Here is a 22,179-nt window from a genome sequence, read left to right as displayed (position 1 = left end):
AAACCATTGCCTCTGCAAGTTATGACAAGACGGTGAAGCTGTGGAATCGCAAGGGGCAACTCCTGCAAACTCTCCAAGGTCATAGCGATTCGGTTTGGGGCGTGGCATTTAGCCCCGACGGTCAAACCATTGCCTCTGCAAGTTATGACAAGACGGTGAAGCTGTGGAATCGCAAGGGGCAACTCCTGCAAACTCTCCAAGGTCATAGCGATTCGGTTAATAGCGTGGCATTTAGTCCCGACGGTCAAACCATTGTCTCTGCAAGTTCAGACAACACGGTGAAGCTGTGGAATCGCAAGGGGCAACTCCTGCAAACTCTCCAAGGTCATAGCAGTTCGGTTAATAGCGTGGCATTTAGTCCCGACGGTCAAACCATTGCCTCTGCAAGTTCAGACAACACGGTGAAGCTGTGGAATCGCAATGGGCAACTGTTACAAGCGCTCAAAGGTCATAGCAGTTCGGTTTTGGGTGTGGCATTTAGCCCCGACGGTCAAACCATTGTCTCTGCAAGTTCAGACAAGACGGTGAAGCTGTGGAATCTCAATTTTGATGTGAATGATTTAATGATTAAGGGTTGCGCTTGGATGCGCGATTATTTGCAAAACAACCCCAATGTGAGCCAGAACGATCGCCATCTATGTGATGATATTGGCACACGCAGGTGATACCATTTTAGATTTTGGATTGGGAATTGCTTTGGTGCGTCTGGCTTGATGTGAATCCATCTGTCGCAATCATTTTTCAAATTGGTATAGCTAAGTAGATGTTCCCCTACAATTAAAACGCTACGCTTTTATGCAAAACTGTACTAAGAAACTGCGTCATTGAATAGCCTGTCATCGCGATCGCTTTTGCTCTAATTTCAGAAACTGCGATCGCCTCTATAATTTCAAATGATGGTGTGATCGCTCTTGCTGTCATCTCAGAAACTGCGATCGCTTGTATGATTTTATGATGATGGTGCAATCACAGAATAGCCCGTTGTTGCGATCGCTCTTGCTGTAATCTGAGGAAGTGCGATCGCTTGTATGATTATAATGATGCGATCGCTTTTAACTTATAGTGTGATCGAAATGATTTTGTGCTAACCAAGCTTCTAAATCACTTAAATCCGAAAAATCAAGTAAAGCCTCTGCTAAATCATCCAACTGTGTTGAGTCTAAAGCTTGAATTTTCAATAACTGTGCAGGTGTAACAGTTCCAACTTTACAGCGAAGTTGTCGCATAACAATCGATAAAGCTTTTTCCTGCTGGATATCCTGATAAATTACAGACTCGCGCATAGCATCATTAACCTTGATTTTGCGCTAACCAAGCTTCTAAATCGGTTAAACTCGAAAAATCAAGTAAAGCCTCTGCTAAATCATCCAACTGTGTTGAGTTTAAAGCTTGTATTTTCAATAACTGTGCAGGTGGAACAGTTCCGACTTGACGACGAAGTTGTCGCATAACAATCGATAAAGCTCCTTCCTGTAAAATATCCTGATAAATTACAGACTCGCGCATAGGATCACTCCGTAATAATCTTTTAATCAGTTCTTTGTTTAATACTAGCCCAGCCAATATTGCCGTTGACGCAGCAATATTACTTTGTATCCGGGTATCGTTTATTTGCTCAATAGCTTCTGCAACCTGTTGTAATGTTCGCGTTTTATCCTCAGTTTGACTGAGGGTTGCGAACGGTAACAAACCAGGAGTATTCAAAAATATCTCGCTGGGTTGTTCCCAAAGACGAATAACTCCAAATTCATGACGGGTATTTTCTAAGACAAAAGCTGTTTGCTGGACTAATTCGGATGTGGTGGGTTGCAGATAAATTACAACTTGATGCATCCGCTTTTGGGGAAATCTGCGATACACCCTTAACCGATAATCAGTCATCCAAAAGGGAATTTCGGCTTTTGCTTCGGTTTGAAATTCGATATGCAGAACAATTTCATCTGACTGTAACAGAATTAACGCATCTGCTCGAATCGGTTCGAGGGATAATTCTGATGGACTGAGTTGGGTGAGTGCAATAGATTCACCAAGTAACCAAGTAGCGAAATCGGCTGAATATGACTCTGCTAAAAAGCGACAGACGTTATCAAACATAGACAGGTATTATATCAGCAAGATATTGTCTGTCATTAGTCATTAGTCATTTTCCTTGTCCCCCTTGTCTCCCTCATCCCCAGTCCCCATTCTCTTTTCAAATTGGTATAATCTGGGGCTGACACTTTAATCAAAGAGATTTTAGTAATGAGTGATTACCCAAACTTGAAATAAAGCGATCGCCTGTATGATTTCATAATGATGGTGCGATCGCACCATTATCAGCTAGACACAACGAATAAGCAAAGCTTTATAACAAAAATCATGAGTTTGTTAATGAAAATCACGATTTTGCCAATGAAAATCATGAGTTTGTTCATGAAAATCACGATTTTGTCAATGAAAATCACGATTTTGTTCATGAAAATCACGATTTTGTCAATGAAAATCATGATTTTGGTGACGACAGCTTATATATTTACGTGCGTAGGCGTAGCCCGTCGTAGACATCGCTCTTGCTGTAATCTGAGAAAGTGCGTTACCGAACAGCCCGTCATCAACATCGCTCATTAATCAGCAATACTACAAATACTTCTGCAACAATAACCCTAACTTTTCCTTCGTCGCTGCTGGTGCTTTATCCAATTGAGTCAAAATCGCATGTTGCAACGCCGAATGCGCCTCACTCGCCGGGGGATTTTCACTCAAGCGCCGCACAGTTTCTTGAATCACCTTTTGAGCATTCACTGCATTCCGCAGCAAATTGCCAATCACTATCTCCACTGTCACAGTGTCATGGCCTGGATGCCAACAATCGTAATCTGTTACCAGCGCTAAAGTTGAGTATGCAATTTCCGCTTCCCTTGCCAACTTCGCCTCTGGTAAATTCGTCATCCCAATGATTGTTGCACCCCAACTGCGGTAAAGATTCGATTCTGCCTTTGTGGAAAAAGCTGGCCCTTCCATGCATACATAAGTGCCGCCGCGATGGAGAGTAACTTCTGGTAAATTGAGAGATGCGATCGCATCTGCCAACACAGTCGCCAAATTCTTACAAATCGGATCGCCAAAGGCTATGTGAGCCACAATTCCCTCACCGAAAAACGTTGAAATCCGATTTTTTGTTCTATCGATAAACTGATCTGGCACTACCATATCCAATGGTTTCGCCTCTTCCTTCAAGGAACCCACAGCACTAGCTGAAATTAAATACTTCACACCCAATTGCTTCATCGCATAGATATTAGCGCGAAATGGTAACTCAGAGGGTAAAAGCGTGTGATTGCGGCCATGACGCGCCAAAAAGGCTACCCGTGCACCATCCAAAGTTCCGAGAATCAAAGCATCAGATGGTAAACCAAAAGGAGTCTCGACTCGCACTTCTTCGACATCTTTGAGCGCATCCATTTTGTAAAGACCGCTACCACCTATAATCCCAATACTAGCTTGAGCCATGATTCTGAACCTGTTCTTTACCGATCTGCTCAGTTATTTTATCGAAAAGGGAAGTAGCACAAAAGGTAGCAAACAAAGCGATGTCTATCTGGAAATCTATTTAACATCTACTTTATTTTCAATATCTCCTTCCTCTAAAGCAGGTTCTTCAAGCGTAAACTCATCAATAAACGTAATTATCACTGCTGCCGCAGGCACTGCAAGCAGGATACCAATAAATCCAAATAGCTTACCCATTACCAAAAATGTCACAATCACCATTACTGGATGGATATTAACTTGCTGACCCATCACCAAAGGCTGAACAACATGGGCATCTATTTGATTCATTATTAAGAAAAGTATTAGTACAAAAACTAGCTTTAACGGTGAAATACTCAACGCTACTAATGCTGGTAAAAAAGTCCCAATAATCGAACCAAAGTAAGGAATTATTTCAAATAAACCTGCAATAATTCCGAATGGCAGGGCTGAGGGAATCCCCAAAATAAAAAGTCCAAACGTTGCTCCAGCACCCAGAAATATCATCGCTATCCCTGTCCCAAAAATCCAGCCCCGCAATCTTGTCTCGCAAGCTTTAAGGATTCGTTTAAACTGCTGATGATGTCGCCTTGGTACTAATCTTAAAATCCCTTTCACTAAAGAATTAGGATCGTAAGCCATGTAAAGCGCTAGAATTAACGTCGCGATCAAATCCACAGTTAAACTCAAAGCTTCACCTAAGAAAACTGGTACTCCACTTAGTAACTGGTCGGTTAGATTTCGTAATTGTATAAGTGCTTGAGAAATGTCCGGAATAAAAGTGAATTTCTGACGTAATTGCTCGACATCTGTTGTCAATCTATTAAGATAAGTTGGTAATGTTTTAATTAATTTTTGAGATTCAAATGTAACACTAGGTAAGACTACAGTAGCTAATACTACCAAAAATCCGATGATTAATCCAATTAGTAGCAGAACAGCAAGATCCCGTGATTTGACTAACTTTTGCAAAAACCGTAATAGCGTTCGCAAAATTAAAGCAATCAATGCTGCGATCGCTAAAAGTTCTAATACTGGTAAAAGTTGGTACAAGATGTAAAGTACCACAGCTAGCATTACCGCCAATGGCGCACCACGAGTTAACTGCGACCATCCATTGTCTGTATCTCTGGAATTCGCCATTACTATTACTTACTCTTCTGTTTTCATTTTTCAAATTTAGTGCCAGCAACGGCGCAAAATTTTTATCTTTAACAAAACAGAATTCAGGAGTTATTTTCAGAAAATATACGCTGAATTCTCAAGTTGATGTATTTAATTTAACTAGCTGCTCAGTTCATAAAAGTGCCAGGAGTTATTTATTCACACATCACGCGCTTTGAAAAAATTATAGATAGCAAGGGCAATGGCTATAAGCAACACTGCATGAATTAAGTTCCCGGCAATATGAAGTGCTAGTCCTAATGCCCAAAAAGCAACCAGCACAACAATAACACCCCAAAGTATACTCAACATATATTTGCTCTCAGTCAAGTAAGTTTTAATTTATTTATATATCTTACTCCCTAGCTGCACTTTTTATTCCAGACTCATCGAAATAAACAACTTTTAAAGTTTGAGACGCGCTAACCTTAGATTGACGCAAAAACTCTTTGAAATTCTCTTCTGTTTGTATTTTTTTGTAGTTCCTTTTTTATCTTCCTGGATATGTTGCAATTCCTTACATAAAATCAACTTGGACATTTAGGATACTCCCAGTCATTACCCAATTATTCAAGCGTTGATTACTATATATTTAGCAATCAAATTTCTGATAATTTTTAAAGATTAATAGTAATGATTAGTTTTTAAGTTGATTGTCACCATAGCGTGTAATCGATGCTTAATGTATATAAATGTTAAGTATACACACTCCTGAGCAGGAAGAGAAAGTAAGGGTTATACTTTTGAGAAAAGACTTGTTTTAACCCCTACTTTTAAAATTTTCATAAATCAATGACTCTCAATTTTCGGTTTGCGATAGTCAGCGACTTACACCTGGCACTTCCTCATACAATCTGGGATCATCCTAGTCGGTTTCATTTGGTGGAAGTCAGTATCTCAGCATTTAAAAGTGTATTAGAACATTTAATACAACTCGATTTAGATTTCTTGTTATTACCAGGAGATTTAACCCAGCATGGCGAACCAGAAAACCACGCCTGGTTGCAACAATGTTTAGCAAAGCTACCTTTTCCTGTCTATGTTGTTCCTGGCAATCATGACGTTCCTGTGCTGTTGGCTAATCAGCAATCAATTGCTTTTGCAGATTTTCCCTACTATTACATGAAGTTTGGCTATGACGATCCACAGCAGATTTACTACGTTCGTCAGTTATTACCTGGAGTTAAGCTGATTGGACTGAATTCTAACTCCTTTAACGATCAAGGAGAGCAGGTGGGGTGTTTAGACACCAAACAGCTACGGTGGTTAGAAGCGGTGCTGGCGGCATCTGGTGATGACTTAGTTTTGGTGATGGTGCATCATAATGTGGTAGAGCATTTGCCCAATCAATCGAACCATCCACTGGCATATCGCTATATGTTGTCCAATTCAGCAGAACTATTGCATCTGCTGAGGCGCTACGGAGTCAAGCTAGTATTTACTGGACATTTGCACGTTCAGGATATTGCTTACTTAGATGGAGTATATGATATTACCACTGGTTCATTAGTGAGCTATCCTCATCCTTACCGAGTGCTGGAGTTTCATCGGGATAACCAAGGTAAAGAATCGTTGCAAATTTTATCTCATCGCGTAGAGTCAGTGCCTGAGTTCCCTGACTTGCAAAAGTCATCACGACAGTGGATGGGCGATCGCTCTTTCCCTTTTTTAATCAAGCTACTAACTCACTCTCCATTAAACTTACCATTATCACAAGCAAAAGAATTAGCTCCTAGTTTGCGCGACTTCTGGGCAACTATTGCCGGTGGGGATGCGGTGTTAGATTACCCTCATTTTCCCCCAGAAGTGCGGCGCTATATTCAGACATATAGTGCATCACAGCCCCATCCAGGCATCACCACTGCTGGAACTTTGACTCTGATTGATAATAACAGCACACTCGTGCTAAATAAGAGTTAAGAGTCAACCCCTTTGGGGAATTCAAAATTCAAAATGACGCTCGCGGACTCGCTAACGCTGCGCTAACAAAATTCAAAATTATTATTCCCATAAATAAATTTAGCTGACGCGGGGCACAAGGGAATAATTAATAAGCAATGCCCAATGACCAATGACAAATGACAAACTCATAACTGATTTTGGCGACAAATTCCAAATGCTGAAGTGTAGGCGTGTAAAAAGGTTCTGCCACCAACAGGGCCGATTTCACCGCCACAGAAAAAGCCACCTATAGGAATGTCGTTAAGGTAGCGCTGAAATAGTTCAGAATCGAAGTTAGGTTTACCATAGAGTCCTTCACCTCGTCCCAGACAAGAAAACATCAAAGCAGCTACAGCTGAAGGTTCAGATTCTCGTTGGTGTCGATAACTTTGGAGGAGTAATTCGAGGTCTTCAGCAGAGGCTTGGGCATCGCGGAGGTGGAATTGCAGCCTTTGACCGGGACGGACGCGATCGCCAATTGCGATCGCCCCAGCATTTGGATCGACTCCAAGAATACCGCGAATTAAAAAGTCTCCTTGCTGCAAAGCCAGCTTAAATTCATCCATTGCCACACCAACAAACAGAGAGTGCTGTGCTAAAATTCGTTCTTGTTCGTTGAGACTAGCAATCAAATCTCGCAACACTACCAAAGGCACTTGCTCATCTAACTCTAGGATGATATTGCGATCGGCTTTTGTGACTTGCAATGGCTTGCCAATCGGTCGGCATCCCTGAGCTACAATCGTTTCCAAAACAATATTGCCAGTCAAAGCTATACCAACAGTCCCCTCACGATACAAGTTTTGCTGTTTCTCGCCGTTAGTATCTTTACAAAAAAGGGCAACACGACCACCCATACCTCCACCACTAGCCTGTCCCCCGACGATCGCCGATCCTGGATAAGCAAAATCCAGCCCTTGCAACAAATCGTTGATTCCAGAGGCGAAGGAACTAGACAGCAAGATAAACTGTGGTGTCGGTGATGGTGGCACACCGATCAAATCAAGCCAAGCATCTGGCGAACTGTCTAAGTCAGGTAATTCTTCAGCAACAATATGAAAAACTTGAATTTTTACTCCTGGAAGGTGTGCTAAAGTCAAGCTGATAGCTGGTTCAGCTTCCAATTCTTGGGTTTCCCCGCTAACTGTCGTCCCAATTACACCACCACCACTACAGCCAATTAGCACTGGCACAGAAAGTTTTTCAGCTAACAAAGGTAACAGTCGGGAATACTCACTCGTAAAAGCAGACGAAATAAATACCAGTCCTAGATCCGCAGGTGCTGTTAACGATGAAACTGCCCGTTCCACCACATCTGTAACAGCGGCTTCCAGAGAATGACGGGTTGATAGGGCATTTGCCCACTGCATTTGGTCTGCCATGAGTTTTGAGCTTCTTTCTCTTTTAGGCTAGTAGGTTTTGACTTTTTATTTTGGGAAGAATTGCATTTTACAAGAATTGATGCCAGCCCTTTGTCTCCTCCATCCCAAGAAGCTGGAGTTGTCATTCCCTAATATAGACATCTAAATATATTGTATGATTATTTATCTCTGCTACTAATTCCACAAAATCTTAAAAAATAAAGGTAGATGCATTATAGAGAAGGTAGCTTGCTGTATTGGTTATAAATCAATAGGCTAAAAAACTAACTTACCATCAGCTAAATAGTTAGAATGGTTAGTAATCAAGCTAAAAACTGCCATTTCTGAACATTTTCTATACTAGTATTAACAACACATAACGAGACTAAAGCAATGACCAACGTCCAAAAAACAGTAAAAAGCGACATCCAAGAGCAAATCCAACAAGAAGTGGAACAAGCGCGTACTGTCTGTGATACTAGCGGTAGCAACTCACCAGAGTGTGCTGCTGCTTGGGATGCAGTAGAAGAATTACAAGCCGAAGCTTCCCACAAGCGCCAAAGCAAGCCAAAAAACTCTCTAGAACAGTACTGTGATGACAACCCAGATGCCATTGAATGCCGGGTTTACGACGACTAGAAATTGAGGTTTCTGGATTTTCTGTTGTTTGGTTAACAAACAACCAGGATTGACTAAAGAAGACGCCCAGAGTGGGGGACGCGGAAACTCACCAATATCCTCCACTTGCAAGCGTTTTATTTAAAGCCCCCAATTTTAGTCGTGGAAAAAAATAAACTCTTTATTTGAATCAATAAGCTTCTTCCAAAGAGATAGGTCGCGATTTTCATCAATTAAATAATAAATTACTTGGCAGTAGGGGCGTACATCTGTACGCCCCTATGAATTTTTTGTAATACTCGTGACTTCTAGTCATACGAGATTCAATAAACTATTATCAAGAAGAATTCAAAATGAGTTGGAGTCCGACTGACTCCTGAATAAAAAGGTTTAACACCCCTGCCTTATTTGCCAGTCTACAATTAAGTAATGGTATAAAATACCACTTTTTTTATTCGGACTCCTGACTTTTTTATCTATTGTTTGAGAAAAAATATGGACTATAATATTTGGTTTCGACCTTTCGTCTGGATTGATTACCGACTAGCAGTATTATTTCTAGTAATTATTCCGCTAATTCTTCTAATTTGGGCATTTGTACAAAAAGCGGAAGGCATACAACGCTTATTGGCTATATACTGGCGAGTATCAAGCTTAGTGGCAATCACAGTTTATTTAATGATTGCCCAGTATCCAGTTAGCTTTATCTCTGGGTTCATAGCTCAGATTTTGATCCCGATTTCGTTGTGGTTCTGGGTGGATATCAACGACGAAATTGAGTATCAAACCAGTGGATCTTTGAAATTGATTTTTACCTCTTGGCGCTGGGCGACAACTGTTTATTGTTTTTTGGGCACACTAGCCTTTATCCCTTTTTTGGGTTGTGCTTTTTCTGCCAATATGCTGAAAACTCCCTATTGTCGTGTCTGGTTCGAGGCTCCGTTACTATTCAAAGAATATTTTCATGCTAACAGCAAGGCTGAGTTCTTAGGTTTTCTTGGCATAACTAGTTTAGTAATTTATGTGCTTTACTTGAGCTATTTTGTTTTAATTAAGCTAGGCAAGCAGGGACGTTCAGCCACACCACAATAACTGTCGCTGTGCCACTTAACTCTACTCTTAAAAAAATGAATTCCATTGGTAAGCGACTGGAACAATACACCGCTAAACGCCCCCAAGAAGTCCTAATTGTAACGGTGGAAATTGCTGATGAGCAAGATACAATTGCTATTTTCAAAGGCTTTTCTAGTTCTTTGATGCGCCCTACGGCATTTGATGCAGATGTACCAGTTCTATCAGATAGGGCAAACATCCTCAACATTGACCGAGTAGCCAGTCCTTACAATCCTGAAGCACCTCGTTATATTCAACAAGGAATTTCTTGGGAAGCTATGGAAGCTCTATTATTAGAAGTGGGAGTCTAACTAATAACTAATTCGTAATTTTACAGCAAGGCTAACTTTGAGATTGCTGATGAAGCGATAGTTATTTGTGGTATCCCTGTGAAACTGCTTTTAGACGAAAATTTGTCTGATCGAATTATTTCACGGATTGTAGATTTGTATCCTGATTCAGTACACTTTAAAACTTTAGGGTTAATCATATTGAATATATGCTCGGCAGTTTTTATTTTTATAGGCAGTCTAACAATGTGCTTTCAGCAGACCAAGGTTTGCTACTATCAAAGCAATGAATTGAAAGGCGTTCATGACACTATCGATTATTGCCGAACCTGCTCCTCTAAAATCGAATGACGATGGGGTAGTTCTCGTCGGCAAAACCCGCGTCACATTGGACACTGTGGTTGCTGTCTTTAAGCAAGGCGCGACAGCAGAGGAAATTGTTTATCGCTATCCGTCGCTCAATTTGGCTGACATTTACGCTACGATCGCCTTCTACCTCAATCATCAACCGGAAGTAGAAGCCTACTTGCAACAGCGACAGCAGCAATCACTAGAGATTCGGGCAATAAATCAAGCTAATTTTGACCCACAAGGCTTACGCGATCGCTTGCTTGCGCGCAAAGCAGCACAGGAAGCATGTTAAAATTCCTTGCGGATGAAAATTTCGATAATACGGTTGTTAGAAGATTATTCCGCCGTAGCCCGGAAATCGACATCGTTCGTGTACAAGACCTTGGGTTATTAGGCAAAGATGATCCAACTATCCTGGATTGGGCAGCCCTTATCCTGAAGAAAGCAAGCTATCTGAAACTGTCTTTATTTTTGAAGAATTTTTTTGATTTTTGAATTTAGAAAATGTCTCGTTCTGGATACACACTACCAGTATTTGCGTGCGCTGCTGCTGTTGCAGCTTTACATTGGTTACGCGATCGCCAACCCCTAACTTTAGTATCTATAGATTTGATTGAACCCCCTCAAATTGCAGAAATCCCCATTCAACAGGTAGCAGGACTATCTGAGAATACAGCTTTAGCAATCACCCGTAGTGACCCTGGTGATAATCTTGACCTGACCAGAAATACACCGATTTGGGCATTGGTGGAATGGAGGGAAGAAGGTGAGGCAGTCATTATTAAAGGTGGGGAAGGAATTGGTAAGCAATTGAATGCTGATGACAAGCCAGCTATTTATGCTTACGCTCAAAAGCTGTTGCAAGAGAATTTGCAACGAATGCTAGCACCTGGGGAAAAAATCACGGTGACGATTATTTTACCCGAAGGGCGATCGCTTGCTGTTCGCACTTCCAATTCTGCCTTTGGTGTGGTTGAAGGACTTTCCCTTTTAGGCACAACCGGCATTTCTCAACCTTTGAGTACACCAGATCAGCTTGCAGTTTTTCGGACTGAATTACAAAATAAAGTCAGTCGTTTTGAGAATTTAGTATTTTGTATCGGGGAGAATGGCCTAGATTTGGCGCGTAAACTAGGGATTAATCCCGAACAATTAATCAAAACTGCTAACTGGCTTGGGCCAATGTTAGTAGAAGCTGATGTGCTGGGTGTAAAAGAAATCTTATTATTTGGCTATCACGGTAAGCTGATGAAACTGGCTGGCGGGATTTTTCACACCCATCACTACTTGGCTGATGGAAGGCGGGAAATTTTGGCAGCGCACTGTGCGATCGCAGGTTTAAAATCACCAGATATCCAAGCTGTATTTAACAGTGCAACTGCTGAAGCAGCACTCACACACCTAAAATCCATAGATGCTGCAACTAGTAGTGATTGGGTAAATAAAGTTTACAGTGCGATCGTTGAAACTATCGATGTTCGTTCCCAAGAATACATCCAAAGCCATAGCGAAAGCGTCACAAAAGTAACAGTCTGTGGCTCTATTCTCTTTGATCGTGATCGCAAAATTATCGTGAAGAGTAAAACTGCTCGTCTGTTGATGGGAAAATTATGTTAATTTATTATGAATAATCGTAAACAATCCAAACAAATAATTCTTTAAGTAACCACTCTAGGGTAGATTTATCGTTTTAATACCATCTCCAACTCCGGGGTTTGACAAGTGCACGTAAACTAGCGTTTGTCAAGGCTTTCTATACCGTTATCAGCCTATTCTGGCTGAATAATAGCATCACCATAGACCACAAAGCATCTATTTATCCTTAACACAGATAATTCTCCCGTCATGAATACAGCGGTGACTCTACCAACAGAACAAGCGCCCCAAACATTGGAAAATTTTGGGCGGCTTGATCGCCAATTGATTGTAATTTTGGACTTTGGCTCTCAATATTCTGAGCTGATTGCCCGTCGCATCCGCGAAACTCAAGTATACTCCGAAGTTTTATCCTATCGCACTACTTCTGAACATTTGCGCCAACTCAATCCCAAGGGAATCATTCTCTCAGGTGGCCCAAGTTCAGTTTATGGTGATAACGCTCCCCATTGTCACCCAGAAATCTGGAATTTGGGAATACCCATTTTGGGTGTTTGCTATGGGATGCAGTTGATGGTAAAGCAACTCGGTGGGGAAGTGGCAAAGGCCGATCGAGGTGAATACGGCAAAGCCTCATTATATATTGACGATCCCACAGATTTGCTTACTAATGTTGAAGATGGCACTACCATGTGGATGAGTCATGGAGACTCAGTTATCCAAATGCCATCAGGGTTTGAATTACTAGCACATACAGAAAATACTCCCTGTGCTGCTATTGCTGACCACGAAAAGAAGCTTTACGGCGTTCAGTTCCATCCAGAGGTAGTACATTCTCTTGGTGGTATAGCATTAATCCGTAATTTTGTCTACCATATCTGCGATTGCGAACCCACTTGGACAACAGCGGCTTTTGTCGAAGAGGCAATTCGAGAAATTCGCGCCAGAGTTGGCGATAAGCGGGTGCTGTTAGCGCTGTCTGGTGGAGTGGATTCTTCTACCTTGGCTTTCTTGCTATACAAAGCAATTGGCGAGCAACTGACTTGTGTGTTTATCGATCAAGGCTTTATGCGGAAATATGAGCCAGAGCGATTGGTAAAGCTGTTTCAAGAGCAGTTTCACATTCCTGTTGAATATGTTAACGCCCGCGATCGCTTTTTGGCTAAAGTTGCTGGGATTACAGATCCTGAAGAAAAACGCCGCCGCATCGGACACGAATTTATCAGTGTATTTGAGGAAACATCCAAGCGCCTCGGTCACTTTGACTATCTAGCTCAAGGAACTCTTTATCCAGATGTGATCGAATCTGCGGATACCAACGTTGATCCCCAAACTGGTGAGCGGGTAGCGGTGAAAATTAAGAGTCATCACAATGTTGGCGGTTTACCCAAAGACCTAAGATTTAAATTAGTGGAACCTCTGCGGAAACTATTTAAAGATGAAGTCCGCAAACTTGGGCGTTCCATTGGTTTACCAGAAGAAATTGTTCAACGGCAACCCTTTCCTGGACCTGGTTTAGCAATTCGGATTCTGGGGGAAGTTACATCTGAGCGGTTAAATATTTTGCGCGATGCCGATTTGATTGTGCGGCAAGAAATTAACCAACGCGGTCTGTATCATGATTTCTGGCAAGCATTTGCTGTATTGCTGCCAATTCGTAGTGTTGGCGTTATGGGAGATCAACGTACTTACGCCTACCCCATTGTTTTGCGGATTGTTACCAGTGAAGATGGCATGACTGCTGATTGGGCAAGAGTGCCTTATGATGTCCTGGAAGTGATTTCTACTCGAATTGTGAATGAGGTGAAAGGAGTAAATCGGGTGGTTTATGACATCACCTCGAAGCCGCCTGGAACCATTGAATGGGAGTAATCAAGTTTTGAGTTGACTTGACTAAAAGCTCATTACTTTTTACTAAAGTTCAGATTACTTGCAGGAATTGAGATTCACATACAGCAGTTTGTAAGTTAATAGTTAGGTGTATTACTTCTGACTCCTAATTCCTGGTTGGATCTGGAGCGTCTTCGGCTTCGTTTCAATCTGCTTGAGTTAAAAGTTATTGGTGTAGATAATTGGTCTTTCAAGACGCGATAAATCGCCTCTCTACATCTAGGTTTTGAGCTTATCTGAACTGTATTGATTTAAAAATAACAATGCCGATCTAACTCTTTTTAAGACTCGGCATTGTCTATTTTTTTGACTTTTTTCAAGCTCCATCAAAATCTAAACCTGTTAGTAATAAGGTAATCAGTAGTTAGCAAGATTATTTTTGAACTTAAACTATTTGTTAAAATTAATTTTTTAAGATAAAAGAATTTAAATACTAACATAATTTTATCCAGTCAATAGTTATAAATGCCAGTGAATAATTAAGCATCAATTGGATGGTGACTAGACAAATTGATATCATGTCCGGCTAATTAATTATAATTTCCTTTCTCTATGTATAAAGCCCAAAAACCCCTCCCCTCTGCACCTGGAGCCCCTCTGCCAAGAACTGCGGTCTTAATGATAAGTCTTTAACCGGACATGATATGAGTTATTTTCTCGGAAAATCGGCGCGATCGCAGTAAAATTATCAATGGTATGGTATGGAGAAAAAAACAAGCAGCTCATTGGAAATACATTTCATTCGATCAACATTAATGGAGATGTTATGGAACCTGCTCTTCCCCTTGCTGGCTTAAACATCCTCGTAGTTGATGATGATGATGATAGCCGCTTTTACATTACTACCGTGTTGGAAGCTGATGGAGCCACTATAATGGCAGTTGCATCGGCAACGGTAGCATTGAAAGTATTACCTGAGTTGCAACCAGATGTCTTGATTTGTGATATTGCTATGCCTGATGAAGATGGTTACACCCTCATCCGCAAGATCCGCGCATTGAAGCCCGATATTTATGGAAAACTTCCCGCGATCGCCTTAACTGCTTATGGCGATCGCGAATATCGTAGCCGCGCTCTGGAAGCGGGTTTTCAGACTCATGTGGCTAAACCTGTCGATCCAGGAGAACTAGTTGCGCTCGTTGCAGAATTGGTTGCTTCTTATAAGAGTTAATACAAAGATGCAGTTATAGCAAAGTGCTGAGTGCTGAGTGCTGTTAGCGTCAGCGGGGCGTTTAGCCCATGCTGAGTAGAAACTCAGTATTATCAAAGGTTTCAGCAATCAACATAGTCCTAACCTATGCTTCGACTGCTATATTTGTCGGTCGTTATTTGTTATTTTCCTTCTCATATTTTTAAACGAAGAAATTAAGGTTATAGAACATTACTTTTGGTAAGGTATTGGCTTGGAAAAAAATATTGGCAATAACACAATATACTTAGGTTCTGGCTTGATCCCCTCTAACTCACCTTTTTAATGAAGCAATTAAAGCAAGTCTTTTTAAGGGGAACCAGTATAGTATCGAGCGTGATTTAGAATTGCTAAGACTACTTTGTTCCAGTTTCAAAGCTAATTTGCTCAGACTTATACGCTGGTGGCTCGACGTGAATTAAAATTCTCACTGGACGAAATCGTTCTTCTAATCGGCTTTCGACTTCTTCAGTGATGTGGTGGGCAGTTTCTACATCTGATGCATCTACTATTAGATGCATTTCAATGAACACTTGACGACCAAGAACGCCACGAGAAGCGATCGCATGACAGTTAATTACACCTGGAACAGAAGTAGCGATCGCGTGTATTGCTTCTGGTGCGATCGCCATTTGATCCACAAGCCAAGGCAAATTCTCTTTTAAAACTGACCAGCCACTCCAAAATACCAACAAGGCGACAGGAAAAGCTAACACCAAATCCATCCATTGATAACCTAGCCAAACTCCTATCAAGCCGCCAATTACAGAGATTGTTACCCAAATATCGCTCATGGTATGTGTCGCATCAGCAATGAGAATTGAGCTACCTACCCGCTTACCCACAGCACGTTCATAAAAGGCCACAAAAATATTCACACCCAGCACAATTAGTAATAACCACAACTCAGGTGGCGATATTTTTATCGATTCACCACCACCTTTGAGAATTCGCTCGATTGCTCCTTGCAGAATTTCAAAACAGGCTATTCCTAAAAATGAGGCAATTCCTAGAGCGCCTACTGCTTCAAACTTGCTGTGTCCGTAGGGATGCTCGCGATCGGGTTGTGGAGAAGAAAATTTACTCGCAATTAATCCTAAAACGTTGTTGGCGCTATCTGTCACACTATGTAAGGCATCAGCTAGCAAACTCAAAGAACCTGTCCAGTAGCCCACAAGTGCTTTCAATCCCATTACAAATAGGTTGAGTAGTAGGGTAATAATTAAGACCTTTCTTACTTCAGCGCGGTTATCGTAAGTCATAGATAATTTATCACATCAAATTCTATGACTTCTAATGTAGACCTCAAAATACAAATAAATATAAATAAACTGTATCAAAGTCTTACGCAGTAAAAGCTAAGTCTCTCTATAGCCTCTATGTTTTAGATCGTTTTGTTGAGATTTTTTTTAACTAACGCCAGCTACAAACTGGATATTTATTGTTAATGGCTTTAGAAATAACCGCGTATTTTTAGCATTAAATTTTAAGTAATATTGTAATTAACTTTGTTATTAATACATCAACTAATGTCATATTAAATTGTATTCAAAGATATTATGACAACCATCAGTGGTCTGTATTTACTCTAAATAATCGATCGGCTTAATGAGTGTTATTTACTGCCTTATAAGCATAAGGAAGCTCATGGTTTATCCAGAAAATAGTCAAAATTTGAGGAGCGAAATCTGACTCTTTCCATGTCAAATGTCTATTCGACACCAAATAGGTGTTATTCTACTCCGGCCAAGCTTGCAATGCTGTCTCCACAACCTGCAAGAGTTCCGTTCGGGTGGCTCCGGTTGCCGCCAAGACTGATATTCCACAATTGACCGTCACGATAAAGCGGGCGAGAGCGGCTGCATCAGAATTAGCTGGTAAGTCACCCTCTGAAATCGCCTGCTCGAAACGCATACGCAAAGAGGCTTCACTCGATTTTCGGCGTGCGGACAATTCCTGTCGGATCGGATCGGATGAATCTTTGCATGAAAGCGTGCCATGAACCCAGAGACATCCCGGTGGATTACGCGGATCGGTTCCTAAGTCAACAACCCCGTGCATCATCCGCTCGGCTACCTGACGCGCAGTCGGCTCTTTGAGAGCTTCACGAAGATAGGCTGATGGCCCGTCAGCATAGCGATCCAGCACTTTACGGAATAAAGATTCCTTATTGCCAAAAGCGGCGTAGAGGCTAGGACGATTAATGCCCATAGCCTCCGTCAGATCTGAGAGAGATGTACCTAGATAGCCCTTGCGCCAGAACACATGCATTGCACTATTGAGTGCGTCATCGGTATCGAACTCGCGGGGTCGGCCCATCGCCGCAGTGGTTTTTTCCTGTTTCATACTCATCAGTATAATAGTTTCTTGACAGGCTTACCCCTATGCTTTATATCTTTACCATACGATACAAAATTGTAATAACAAAAGAATACTATGAGCACCAAAAAACTCATAGGTAAGGTGGCATTGGTGTGCGGCTCATTGCCGACTGAACAAGCTGTAAAGCTTAGAAGTCAGCGTGAAAGTTCCAAAGAGATAAAACTCTGAATATAACTTTCACAACTCAATGTCTGAGTCAGGTGATTACGAATGAGAACACTAGATGAAGCTCAACAAGTTCAAATAACTTTACAAACAGCAGGTACGGAAAACCGTATCAAATCTCCTTTCACTTGTAGTCGAGGGCAAAATCAAGCTAATAGTTGACCAGATTATTCCACTCGAGCAGGCGGAAGCTCGTCGCCTTATCGAGGAAGGACAGGTGTACGGTACACTAATCCTAGCACCTTGAGGTGACCCGTCCGGTGAACGGGGTTAGCATGGGTGACTAACGATTCACCCATCAGGCCAGCCGCCGCCGCGGCACTATTGGACTCCAAAGTCATGCCTACTTTTCATCCCGATCTCAGGCTAACTGCTCGTTTGATCCCTCGATATTCCTTCAATCCATTTCTGAGGAAGCTGACCAACAAACTCTCGCAGTTTCGGGGTGTCCCCACTCCCCCCACGGTCGAAGGCGTGACAATCAGGGATGTCACTGTTGCGGTTGGACAGAATATAGAGTCGATTCGGGTGCGTTTATACTCACCGCAAAGAAGAACTGATGCTGTTCCAGCGATTTTGTGGTGTCACGGCGGCGGATTTATTATTGGTACATCAGAGCTGGTTGAGCGCAATAGCATATATCTCGCCCGTGAAGTGGGTATTTTAGTCGCGGCCGTTGATTATCGCTTGGCGCCAGAGCATCCTTTCCCGGTGCCGCTCAATGACTGCTACGCAGCGCTGAAATGGTTACATACTGAAGCCGCATCTCTCGGCGTACTGCCTGATCGGATCGCGGTCGGCGGGGAGAGCGCTGGCGGAGGTTTGGCCGCGGCATTGACGTTGTTAGCGCACGACCATAAATCAGTCCCGGTGGCGTTCCAGCTGTTGATCTACCCCATGCTCGATGATCGAACCACAACGCGCCGCGACATCGACACGTCCATGCTTCGCATATGGAGCTTTAAGAGCAACGTGTACGGTTGGACATCTTATCTCGGTCATGATCCGGGGATAGACGGTGTGTCGACCTACGCGGCTCCGGCACGACGTGAAGATCTCACCGGTTTGCCACCTGCGTGGATTGGAATAGGCACATTGGATCTGTTCCATGATGAAGACGTACTCTACAGCAAACGACTCCGCGACGCCGGCGTGCCCTGTCAAATGGATGTTGTCGAGGGAGCCTATCACCTCTTCGACATAGTAAGTCCCAACGCCGCAGTCGTTAAGGGTTTTCGCAAAAGCTACTTGGATGCTTTAAGGAAGACTCTTTTTCCTGAAGCGGGCTGATGGCTAGACATCGTGGACAAAAGTTGATGATCGACTCCAAGGCTGGTTCAATGCTGTCTTTTGAAGGCGAACCCGGCCCGGTGAATACCGACATGAACCAGCGGACGGTACATTTGCCAACACTATGAGAAGTATGATTGTCCTCCACCGCTATGGTCAAAGTGAAGAAGTCGCCGACATGGTTTCCTATCTTGCCAGTGCAAAAGCAGGCTTCGTCACTGGTGCGAGTCTGAAAATTGATGGCGGCTTCATAGCCTGATTCGGTAGTAACAGAACAACAGAGTAATACTCTGATTGCAAACTAATGAAAGCCTGTAGCACTTCAGTGCTTAACATAAGGACTAAAGTCCTTACTACAAACTTATTTACCCAGGAAAAAATACTTGTCTTGACAGACTAACGAATTACGCGCAGCGGTACTAGTGGTCTTTGAAGAAGACACCGATAACTATCAGAGTGGGATTCAGACCTCTTCTTCCGGTAATATAAATACTTATCAAGAAGTTTTAATAAAAAAATATGTCTTCAATTCCTCTAACATTGAACTTAATTGAAGGTTCAGTCTCCTTCAGTTTTTCACCCCAAGCAGCACGAGAATTAAAGATAGCGACGGAGCAACTGATGGAACGCCTAAAAGCGATCGCTGCTAAACCCACTCCTGGCGGTGGTAGAGTCACTCCCCAGCCTCCTCTGGAATATCGTTATACAGGTGAAGTATTTTTAGAAGTTTTTTGTAATCCGAATATCTGGCCAACGCCCTTCGCAGCCAAAGTTTTGCTGACTGTCCGCAACGTCAACATCCGCCTGACTACTGAAGCTGAACTTACTCGCATCATTGAAGACATTAATCAGTATTTAGAGCAAGTAGGATAATAGTTTATTCGATTTTTCTGTGCTTTTCGAGACTTTTTCCGAAAAAATACTATACAAATTTTGGATTTTGTGAAGATTGAGCCAGTTGCTGGCGGAGGTTCCCTTTGTGGTCGCAACTGGTGACGGTTAGCCCGACTTAGCAAACTTTTCCAGACAGATTTTGGCTTTAAACAGCAAGCAGGTTATCACTTACTAAAGATAAGCGATGCAATAAATTGGCAGTCAAAAGTGAAGTTCCTACACTTCTATCGGATCAATGTAGGAACTTACACAATCTACATACTAAACTCAAGCCGTGACACCAGATGTACAGAACAAATGGTTTTGATGCCTTTTTTAACTTGAAAAGTTGTATAAATTCAGACTCCAATGCTTCTGTGTTAATCAAAAACGCAAGATTCTGTATACGGCAATGCTCATTAAAAACTAGAGATTATCCCCTTGATTGAATGTTGAATCGTTGATGGTACCATCCACACATCAAAAACAAACTCCCAATCTCAAACCGAAATCAAACATTGATTAGTCGTTGTCCCACTGTTCGCGACCAATTAGGTCGCCAATGCGATCGCGTAACAAAAAGTCACATTTCTCTAATTCACATTCAACGCAAACCCACTCTCTCGCTGGAATGTATTGGCAGAGGGTATATATTGGCTGTTGTCGGCTAATCATTCCCTTTTGCACCAGTCGGCGTGCTTCGTCTTGAATCACATCTAGAGAGTAGTAATTTATAGAAGGCACCGTATTCACACTCATGTTTTTTACTCACAAATTAACACTTACGATAGTGTTCCCGTTAAAAATTAGGAACAAACATTACAGAAATTATACTTGTGGCTACAATTTTGTAGTTTGCTATACGGAACTATTTTTATTTTGACGCTACATCTCTGGAAAATATCTTAAGAAATGTTAAGAAAGTCAATTAATCCTGACATTTCGGGAAAATCCGCTTTACAAAAAAAATTCCGAGTAGTTAACTTAACCTGCTTATTAGCTCGTATGACTTTGATGCCACAAGTCTGAAAGTCTTGCAATTACTATATTTAGACAAGATTTGGTTGGTGGGAAAAGTTTATATTGCGTAAGCGTAGCCCGCCGCAGGCATCGCTTACATATCAAATAATCACCTTAAAAGCTGGATCTATAACTGCTGGTATTCATCTAAGGTAAACAACACAATAATATTTGTCAGTTGTTTTTGTATAAACTGTTGCAAAACATAACGCTTAAAGTATACTACGAAGGCTTTTACCATAGCATCTGTTAATAATTTATTAAGTAAGCCCATAATTTATTAGTTAATTTCAGCACTAACACCATCCAGTTTTCTTTGAAAAACATCTGTAAAAGGGTGGAATAATACTTTGATTCGTAATTAGGACACATATAAACAGGAGTCAGAATACAGAATTGGTAAATATTCCACCTCTCAAGGAATGGAGCTTTAATAAGGAAGAATATTTAAACCTTGTTTCGCCCACAAGAAGAGAAGTGTCTTGCTGAATGAAGTTATGTTTACATTAAAACAGACGCGATCTAGTCACGTCTGTAAACTGTTTGGCGGATTTGCTGAGATTAATTGTTCTGAAGTTACATTGTTGTTTTAGTTACTTATTCGGAGAATTCCTGATCATTTTGAACAGTGCTGTCTTCTACTTCTAGCAGATTTTCTGGTGGGCGATCATGGTTAAGTTGGTTTAGTAGTGCCAATACCTTATTACCGCGTTCTATGGAGCGATCTTCGAGAAATATTACTTCTGGTGTACGACGTAGCCGTACCCGCGCCCCAAGTTCGCTGCGGACGTAACCCGTGGCCGACTTTAAGCCTGCCATTGTTTCTACCTTAGCTTCATCTGTACCATAGATGCTGACATAGATTTTAGCGTGTTGGAGATCCCCGGAAACATCAACATCAGTAACACTGACCATTCCAGTACCCACACGGTCATCCTTAATTCCGTTAAGCAGCATTTGGCTAACTTCCCGTTTGATCAGTTCAGCAACCCGGGAAACCCGACGATTTGTAGCCATAAAAATTTCGCCTCATCACAGAGGTTGTACGACAAAAATAGATGCAAATTGGTTAGACAGTACTTAGCGGGAGCAACGCCAAGAGCAACCGTCTGTGGGGCACAGCCCCGATATAACGCTAGTCTAGATTGCACTCAAGCCTAGCATTGCCCGTAGGGTGAAAGTAAGGAATACTAAGCTGCTCACAAATAAACCCAAGATAGCGATCAAGGTGATAGGGCGTTTCAACAATGGCACTAATGGCGCAAAGGTGTTCAGAAACAAGCCTAAGACGATTGTAATTAAGTACCGAGGGTAGCGAAAGACGTTATCCCAAAATCCGTCAAACATCTGAATGTAAACTGCCTTGTTATATACTTACGTTTGTTTTGATATGCTTTATCTACTCAATTGTAATATATGCGGCTGG

General features: G+C 41.9%; 25 protein-coding genes. 13 read left to right on the top strand and 12 right to left on the bottom strand.

The features are described 5' to 3' along the window. On the top strand, positions 1 to 665 hold a 665-nt coding region (locus V7K56_RS24215), incomplete at its 5' end, for a WD40 repeat domain-containing protein (RefSeq protein WP_334914369.1). Positions 666 to 777: 112 nt separating this feature from the next. Here the strand turns inward: V7K56_RS24215 and V7K56_RS24210 are convergent. The 6 genes from V7K56_RS24210 to V7K56_RS24185 form a co-directional block, all read right to left on the bottom strand. Next, complete coding sequence (locus tag V7K56_RS24210; RefSeq protein WP_334914367.1) at positions 778 to 966, bottom strand: hypothetical protein; 189 nt, start codon at positions 964 to 966, stop codon at positions 778 to 780. 86 nt (positions 967 to 1,052) lie between these two features. Beyond that, entirely contained in the window at positions 1,053 to 1,283 is a 231-nt protein-coding gene (locus V7K56_RS24205) for a DUF4351 domain-containing protein (RefSeq protein WP_334914365.1), read from the bottom strand. A 7-nt stretch (positions 1,284 to 1,290) separates the two neighbouring features. Beyond that, positions 1,291 to 2,094, bottom strand: coding sequence for an Rpn family recombination-promoting nuclease/putative transposase (locus V7K56_RS24200; protein ID WP_334914363.1), 804 nt, complete (start codon positions 2,092 to 2,094; stop codon positions 1,291 to 1,293). Positions 2,095 to 2,616: 522 nt separating this feature from the next. Continuing rightward, complete coding sequence (locus tag V7K56_RS24195; RefSeq protein ID WP_334914361.1) at positions 2,617 to 3,489, bottom strand: S-methyl-5'-thioadenosine phosphorylase; 873 nt, start codon at positions 3,487 to 3,489, stop codon at positions 2,617 to 2,619. Between the two features lie 96 nt (positions 3,490 to 3,585). After that, positions 3,586 to 4,653 (bottom strand): AI-2E family transporter, encoded by a 1,068-nt coding sequence (locus V7K56_RS24190; protein WP_334914360.1) that lies wholly within the window; start codon positions 4,651 to 4,653, stop codon positions 3,586 to 3,588. Positions 4,654 to 4,833: 180 nt separating this feature from the next. Further along, a complete protein-coding gene (locus tag V7K56_RS24185; RefSeq protein WP_334914358.1) occupies positions 4,834 to 4,986 on the bottom strand; it encodes a lmo0937 family membrane protein in 153 nt (50 codons plus the stop codon). A 480-nt stretch (positions 4,987 to 5,466) separates the two neighbouring features. Here V7K56_RS24185 and V7K56_RS24180 point away from each other — a divergent pair, with 480 nt between their 5' ends. Next, positions 5,467 to 6,594: a metallophosphoesterase family protein gene (locus V7K56_RS24180; RefSeq protein WP_334914356.1), complete on the top strand. Its 1,128-nt coding sequence runs from the start codon at positions 5,467 to 5,469 to the stop codon at positions 6,592 to 6,594. Between the two features lie 167 nt (positions 6,595 to 6,761). Here the strand turns inward: V7K56_RS24180 and V7K56_RS24175 are convergent, their stop codons facing one another. After that, positions 6,762 to 7,997 carry an FIST signal transduction protein gene (locus tag V7K56_RS24175; protein WP_334914354.1) on the bottom strand — a complete coding sequence of 412 codons (1,236 nt, stop codon included), beginning with the start codon at positions 7,995 to 7,997 and terminating at the stop codon, positions 6,762 to 6,764. Positions 7,998 to 8,369: 372 nt separating this feature from the next. Here V7K56_RS24175 and V7K56_RS24170 point away from each other — a divergent pair, with 372 nt between their 5' ends. The 8 genes from V7K56_RS24170 (at position 8,370) to V7K56_RS24135 (ending at position 15,005) form a co-directional block, all read left to right on the top strand. After that, on the top strand, positions 8,370 to 8,615 hold the full coding sequence (locus tag V7K56_RS24170) for a Calvin cycle protein CP12 (protein WP_334914352.1): 246 nt from the start codon (positions 8,370 to 8,372) through the stop codon (positions 8,613 to 8,615). A gap of 474 nt (positions 8,616 to 9,089) precedes the next feature. Beyond that, positions 9,090 to 9,686, top strand: coding sequence for a DUF3177 family protein (locus V7K56_RS24165; protein ID WP_334914350.1), 597 nt, complete (start codon positions 9,090 to 9,092; stop codon positions 9,684 to 9,686). A gap of 35 nt (positions 9,687 to 9,721) precedes the next feature. Beyond that, a complete protein-coding gene (locus tag V7K56_RS24160; RefSeq protein ID WP_334914348.1) occupies positions 9,722 to 10,018 on the top strand; it encodes a DUF7734 family protein in 297 nt (98 codons plus the stop codon). A 283-nt stretch (positions 10,019 to 10,301) separates the two neighbouring features. Continuing rightward, entirely contained in the window at positions 10,302 to 10,640 is a 339-nt protein-coding gene (locus V7K56_RS24155; protein ID WP_334914346.1) for a DUF433 domain-containing protein, read from the top strand. Next, a complete protein-coding gene (locus V7K56_RS24150) occupies positions 10,634 to 10,843 on the top strand; it encodes a DUF5615 family PIN-like protein (RefSeq protein WP_334914344.1) in 210 nt (69 codons plus the stop codon). The genes V7K56_RS24155 and V7K56_RS24150 overlap by 7 nt, the downstream gene beginning before the upstream one ends. A 9-nt stretch (positions 10,844 to 10,852) precedes the next feature. Further along, a complete protein-coding gene (gene cbiD, locus V7K56_RS24145) occupies positions 10,853 to 11,965 on the top strand; it encodes a cobalt-precorrin-5B (C(1))-methyltransferase CbiD (protein WP_334914342.1) in 1,113 nt (370 codons plus the stop codon). Positions 11,966 to 12,193: 228 nt separating this feature from the next. Further along, on the top strand, positions 12,194 to 13,816 hold the full coding sequence (gene guaA, locus V7K56_RS24140) for a glutamine-hydrolyzing GMP synthase (protein ID WP_334914340.1): 1,623 nt from the start codon (positions 12,194 to 12,196) through the stop codon (positions 13,814 to 13,816). Between the two features lie 784 nt (positions 13,817 to 14,600). Beyond that, positions 14,601 to 15,005, top strand: coding sequence for a response regulator (locus V7K56_RS24135; protein ID WP_334914338.1), 405 nt, complete (start codon positions 14,601 to 14,603; stop codon positions 15,003 to 15,005). Positions 15,006 to 15,379: 374 nt separating this feature from the next. On the opposite strand, the gene V7K56_RS24130 is transcribed toward V7K56_RS24135, so the two are convergent. Further along, positions 15,380 to 16,285, bottom strand: a complete 906-nt coding sequence (locus tag V7K56_RS24130) for a cation diffusion facilitator family transporter (protein ID WP_334914336.1) — start codon at positions 16,283 to 16,285, stop codon at positions 15,380 to 15,382. 475 nt (positions 16,286 to 16,760) lie between these two features. Beyond that, positions 16,761 to 17,369 (bottom strand): TetR/AcrR family transcriptional regulator, encoded by a 609-nt coding sequence (locus V7K56_RS24125; protein WP_334914334.1) that lies wholly within the window; start codon positions 17,367 to 17,369, stop codon positions 16,761 to 16,763. A 480-nt stretch (positions 17,370 to 17,849) separates the two neighbouring features. On the opposite strand from V7K56_RS24125, the gene V7K56_RS24120 reads away from it, so the two are divergent. From V7K56_RS24120 to V7K56_RS24110, 3 genes are all read left to right on the top strand, one after another. Further along, complete coding sequence (locus V7K56_RS24120; RefSeq protein ID WP_334914332.1) at positions 17,850 to 18,860, top strand: alpha/beta hydrolase; 1,011 nt, start codon at positions 17,850 to 17,852, stop codon at positions 18,858 to 18,860. Between the two features lie 133 nt (positions 18,861 to 18,993). Next, positions 18,994 to 19,119, top strand: a complete 126-nt coding sequence (locus V7K56_RS24115) for an SDR family oxidoreductase (RefSeq protein ID WP_334914330.1) — start codon at positions 18,994 to 18,996, stop codon at positions 19,117 to 19,119. 260 nt (positions 19,120 to 19,379) lie between these two features. Beyond that, positions 19,380 to 19,733, top strand: a complete 354-nt coding sequence (locus V7K56_RS24110; protein WP_334914328.1) for a hypothetical protein — start codon at positions 19,380 to 19,382, stop codon at positions 19,731 to 19,733. 522 nt (positions 19,734 to 20,255) lie between these two features. On the opposite strand, the gene V7K56_RS24105 is transcribed toward V7K56_RS24110, so the two are convergent. From V7K56_RS24105 to V7K56_RS24095, 3 genes are all read right to left on the bottom strand, one after another. Then, complete coding sequence (locus V7K56_RS24105) at positions 20,256 to 20,492, bottom strand: DUF4327 family protein (protein WP_069073690.1); 237 nt, start codon at positions 20,490 to 20,492, stop codon at positions 20,256 to 20,258. A gap of 858 nt (positions 20,493 to 21,350) precedes the next feature. Further along, positions 21,351 to 21,770 carry a 30S ribosome-binding factor RbfA gene (rbfA, locus tag V7K56_RS24100; RefSeq protein ID WP_334914326.1) on the bottom strand — a complete coding sequence of 140 codons (420 nt, stop codon included), beginning with the start codon at positions 21,768 to 21,770 and terminating at the stop codon, positions 21,351 to 21,353. 123 nt (positions 21,771 to 21,893) lie between these two features. Next, complete coding sequence (locus tag V7K56_RS24095) at positions 21,894 to 22,100, bottom strand: DUF751 family protein (RefSeq protein ID WP_292775618.1); 207 nt, start codon at positions 22,098 to 22,100, stop codon at positions 21,894 to 21,896. Between the last annotated feature and the right edge of the window lie 79 nt (positions 22,101 to 22,179).

It is taken from the genome of Nostoc sp. (assembly GCF_036917535.1).
In the GTDB taxonomy this organism is placed as follows: Bacteria; Cyanobacteriota; Cyanobacteriia; order Cyanobacteriales; family Nostocaceae; genus Nostoc.
Note: the sequence above shows the minus strand (reverse complement) of the source record. Positions and strands in the feature narration are given on the sequence as shown.

Bases quoted from the DNA above. Each gene is read 5' to 3' on its own strand.
- V7K56_RS24170 (WP_334914352.1), top strand. From the start codon at position 8,370: ATGACCAACGTCCAAAAAACAGTAAAAAGCGACATCCAAGAGCAAATC.
- V7K56_RS24095 (WP_292775618.1), bottom strand. From the start codon at position 22,100: ATGTTTGACGGATTTTGGGATAACGTCTTTCGCTACCCTCGGTACTTA.
- V7K56_RS24160 (WP_334914348.1), top strand. From the start codon at position 9,722: ATGAATTCCATTGGTAAGCGACTGGAACAATACACCGCTAAACGCCCC.
- V7K56_RS24155 (WP_334914346.1), top strand. From the start codon at position 10,302: ATGACACTATCGATTATTGCCGAACCTGCTCCTCTAAAATCGAATGAC.
- V7K56_RS24110 (WP_334914328.1), top strand. From the start codon at position 19,380: ATGTCTTCAATTCCTCTAACATTGAACTTAATTGAAGGTTCAGTCTCC.
- V7K56_RS24150 (WP_334914344.1), top strand. From the start codon at position 10,634: ATGTTAAAATTCCTTGCGGATGAAAATTTCGATAATACGGTTGTTAGA.
- V7K56_RS24205 (WP_334914365.1), bottom strand. From the start codon at position 1,283: ATGCGCGAGTCTGTAATTTATCAGGATATCCAGCAGGAAAAAGCTTTA.
- V7K56_RS24165 (WP_334914350.1), top strand. From the start codon at position 9,090: ATGGACTATAATATTTGGTTTCGACCTTTCGTCTGGATTGATTACCGA.
- V7K56_RS24185 (WP_334914358.1), bottom strand. From the start codon at position 4,986: ATGTTGAGTATACTTTGGGGTGTTATTGTTGTGCTGGTTGCTTTTTGG.
- V7K56_RS24135 (WP_334914338.1), top strand. From the start codon at position 14,601: ATGGAACCTGCTCTTCCCCTTGCTGGCTTAAACATCCTCGTAGTTGAT.
- V7K56_RS24190 (WP_334914360.1), bottom strand. From the start codon at position 4,653: ATGGCGAATTCCAGAGATACAGACAATGGATGGTCGCAGTTAACTCGT.
- V7K56_RS24130 (WP_334914336.1), bottom strand. From the start codon at position 16,285: ATGACTTACGATAACCGCGCTGAAGTAAGAAAGGTCTTAATTATTACC.
- rbfA (WP_334914326.1), bottom strand. From the start codon at position 21,770: ATGGCTACAAATCGTCGGGTTTCCCGGGTTGCTGAACTGATCAAACGG.
- V7K56_RS24175 (WP_334914354.1), bottom strand. From the start codon at position 7,997: ATGGCAGACCAAATGCAGTGGGCAAATGCCCTATCAACCCGTCATTCT.
- V7K56_RS24115 (WP_334914330.1), top strand. From the start codon at position 18,994: ATGATTGTCCTCCACCGCTATGGTCAAAGTGAAGAAGTCGCCGACATG.
- V7K56_RS24180 (WP_334914356.1), top strand. From the start codon at position 5,467: ATGACTCTCAATTTTCGGTTTGCGATAGTCAGCGACTTACACCTGGCA.
- V7K56_RS24200 (WP_334914363.1), bottom strand. From the start codon at position 2,094: ATGTTTGATAACGTCTGTCGCTTTTTAGCAGAGTCATATTCAGCCGAT.
- cbiD (WP_334914342.1), top strand. From the start codon at position 10,853: ATGTCTCGTTCTGGATACACACTACCAGTATTTGCGTGCGCTGCTGCT.
- guaA (WP_334914340.1), top strand. From the start codon at position 12,194: ATGAATACAGCGGTGACTCTACCAACAGAACAAGCGCCCCAAACATTG.
- V7K56_RS24195 (WP_334914361.1), bottom strand. From the start codon at position 3,489: ATGGCTCAAGCTAGTATTGGGATTATAGGTGGTAGCGGTCTTTACAAA.
- V7K56_RS24125 (WP_334914334.1), bottom strand. From the start codon at position 17,369: ATGAAACAGGAAAAAACCACTGCGGCGATGGGCCGACCCCGCGAGTTC.
- V7K56_RS24105 (WP_069073690.1), bottom strand. From the start codon at position 20,492: ATGAGTGTGAATACGGTGCCTTCTATAAATTACTACTCTCTAGATGTG.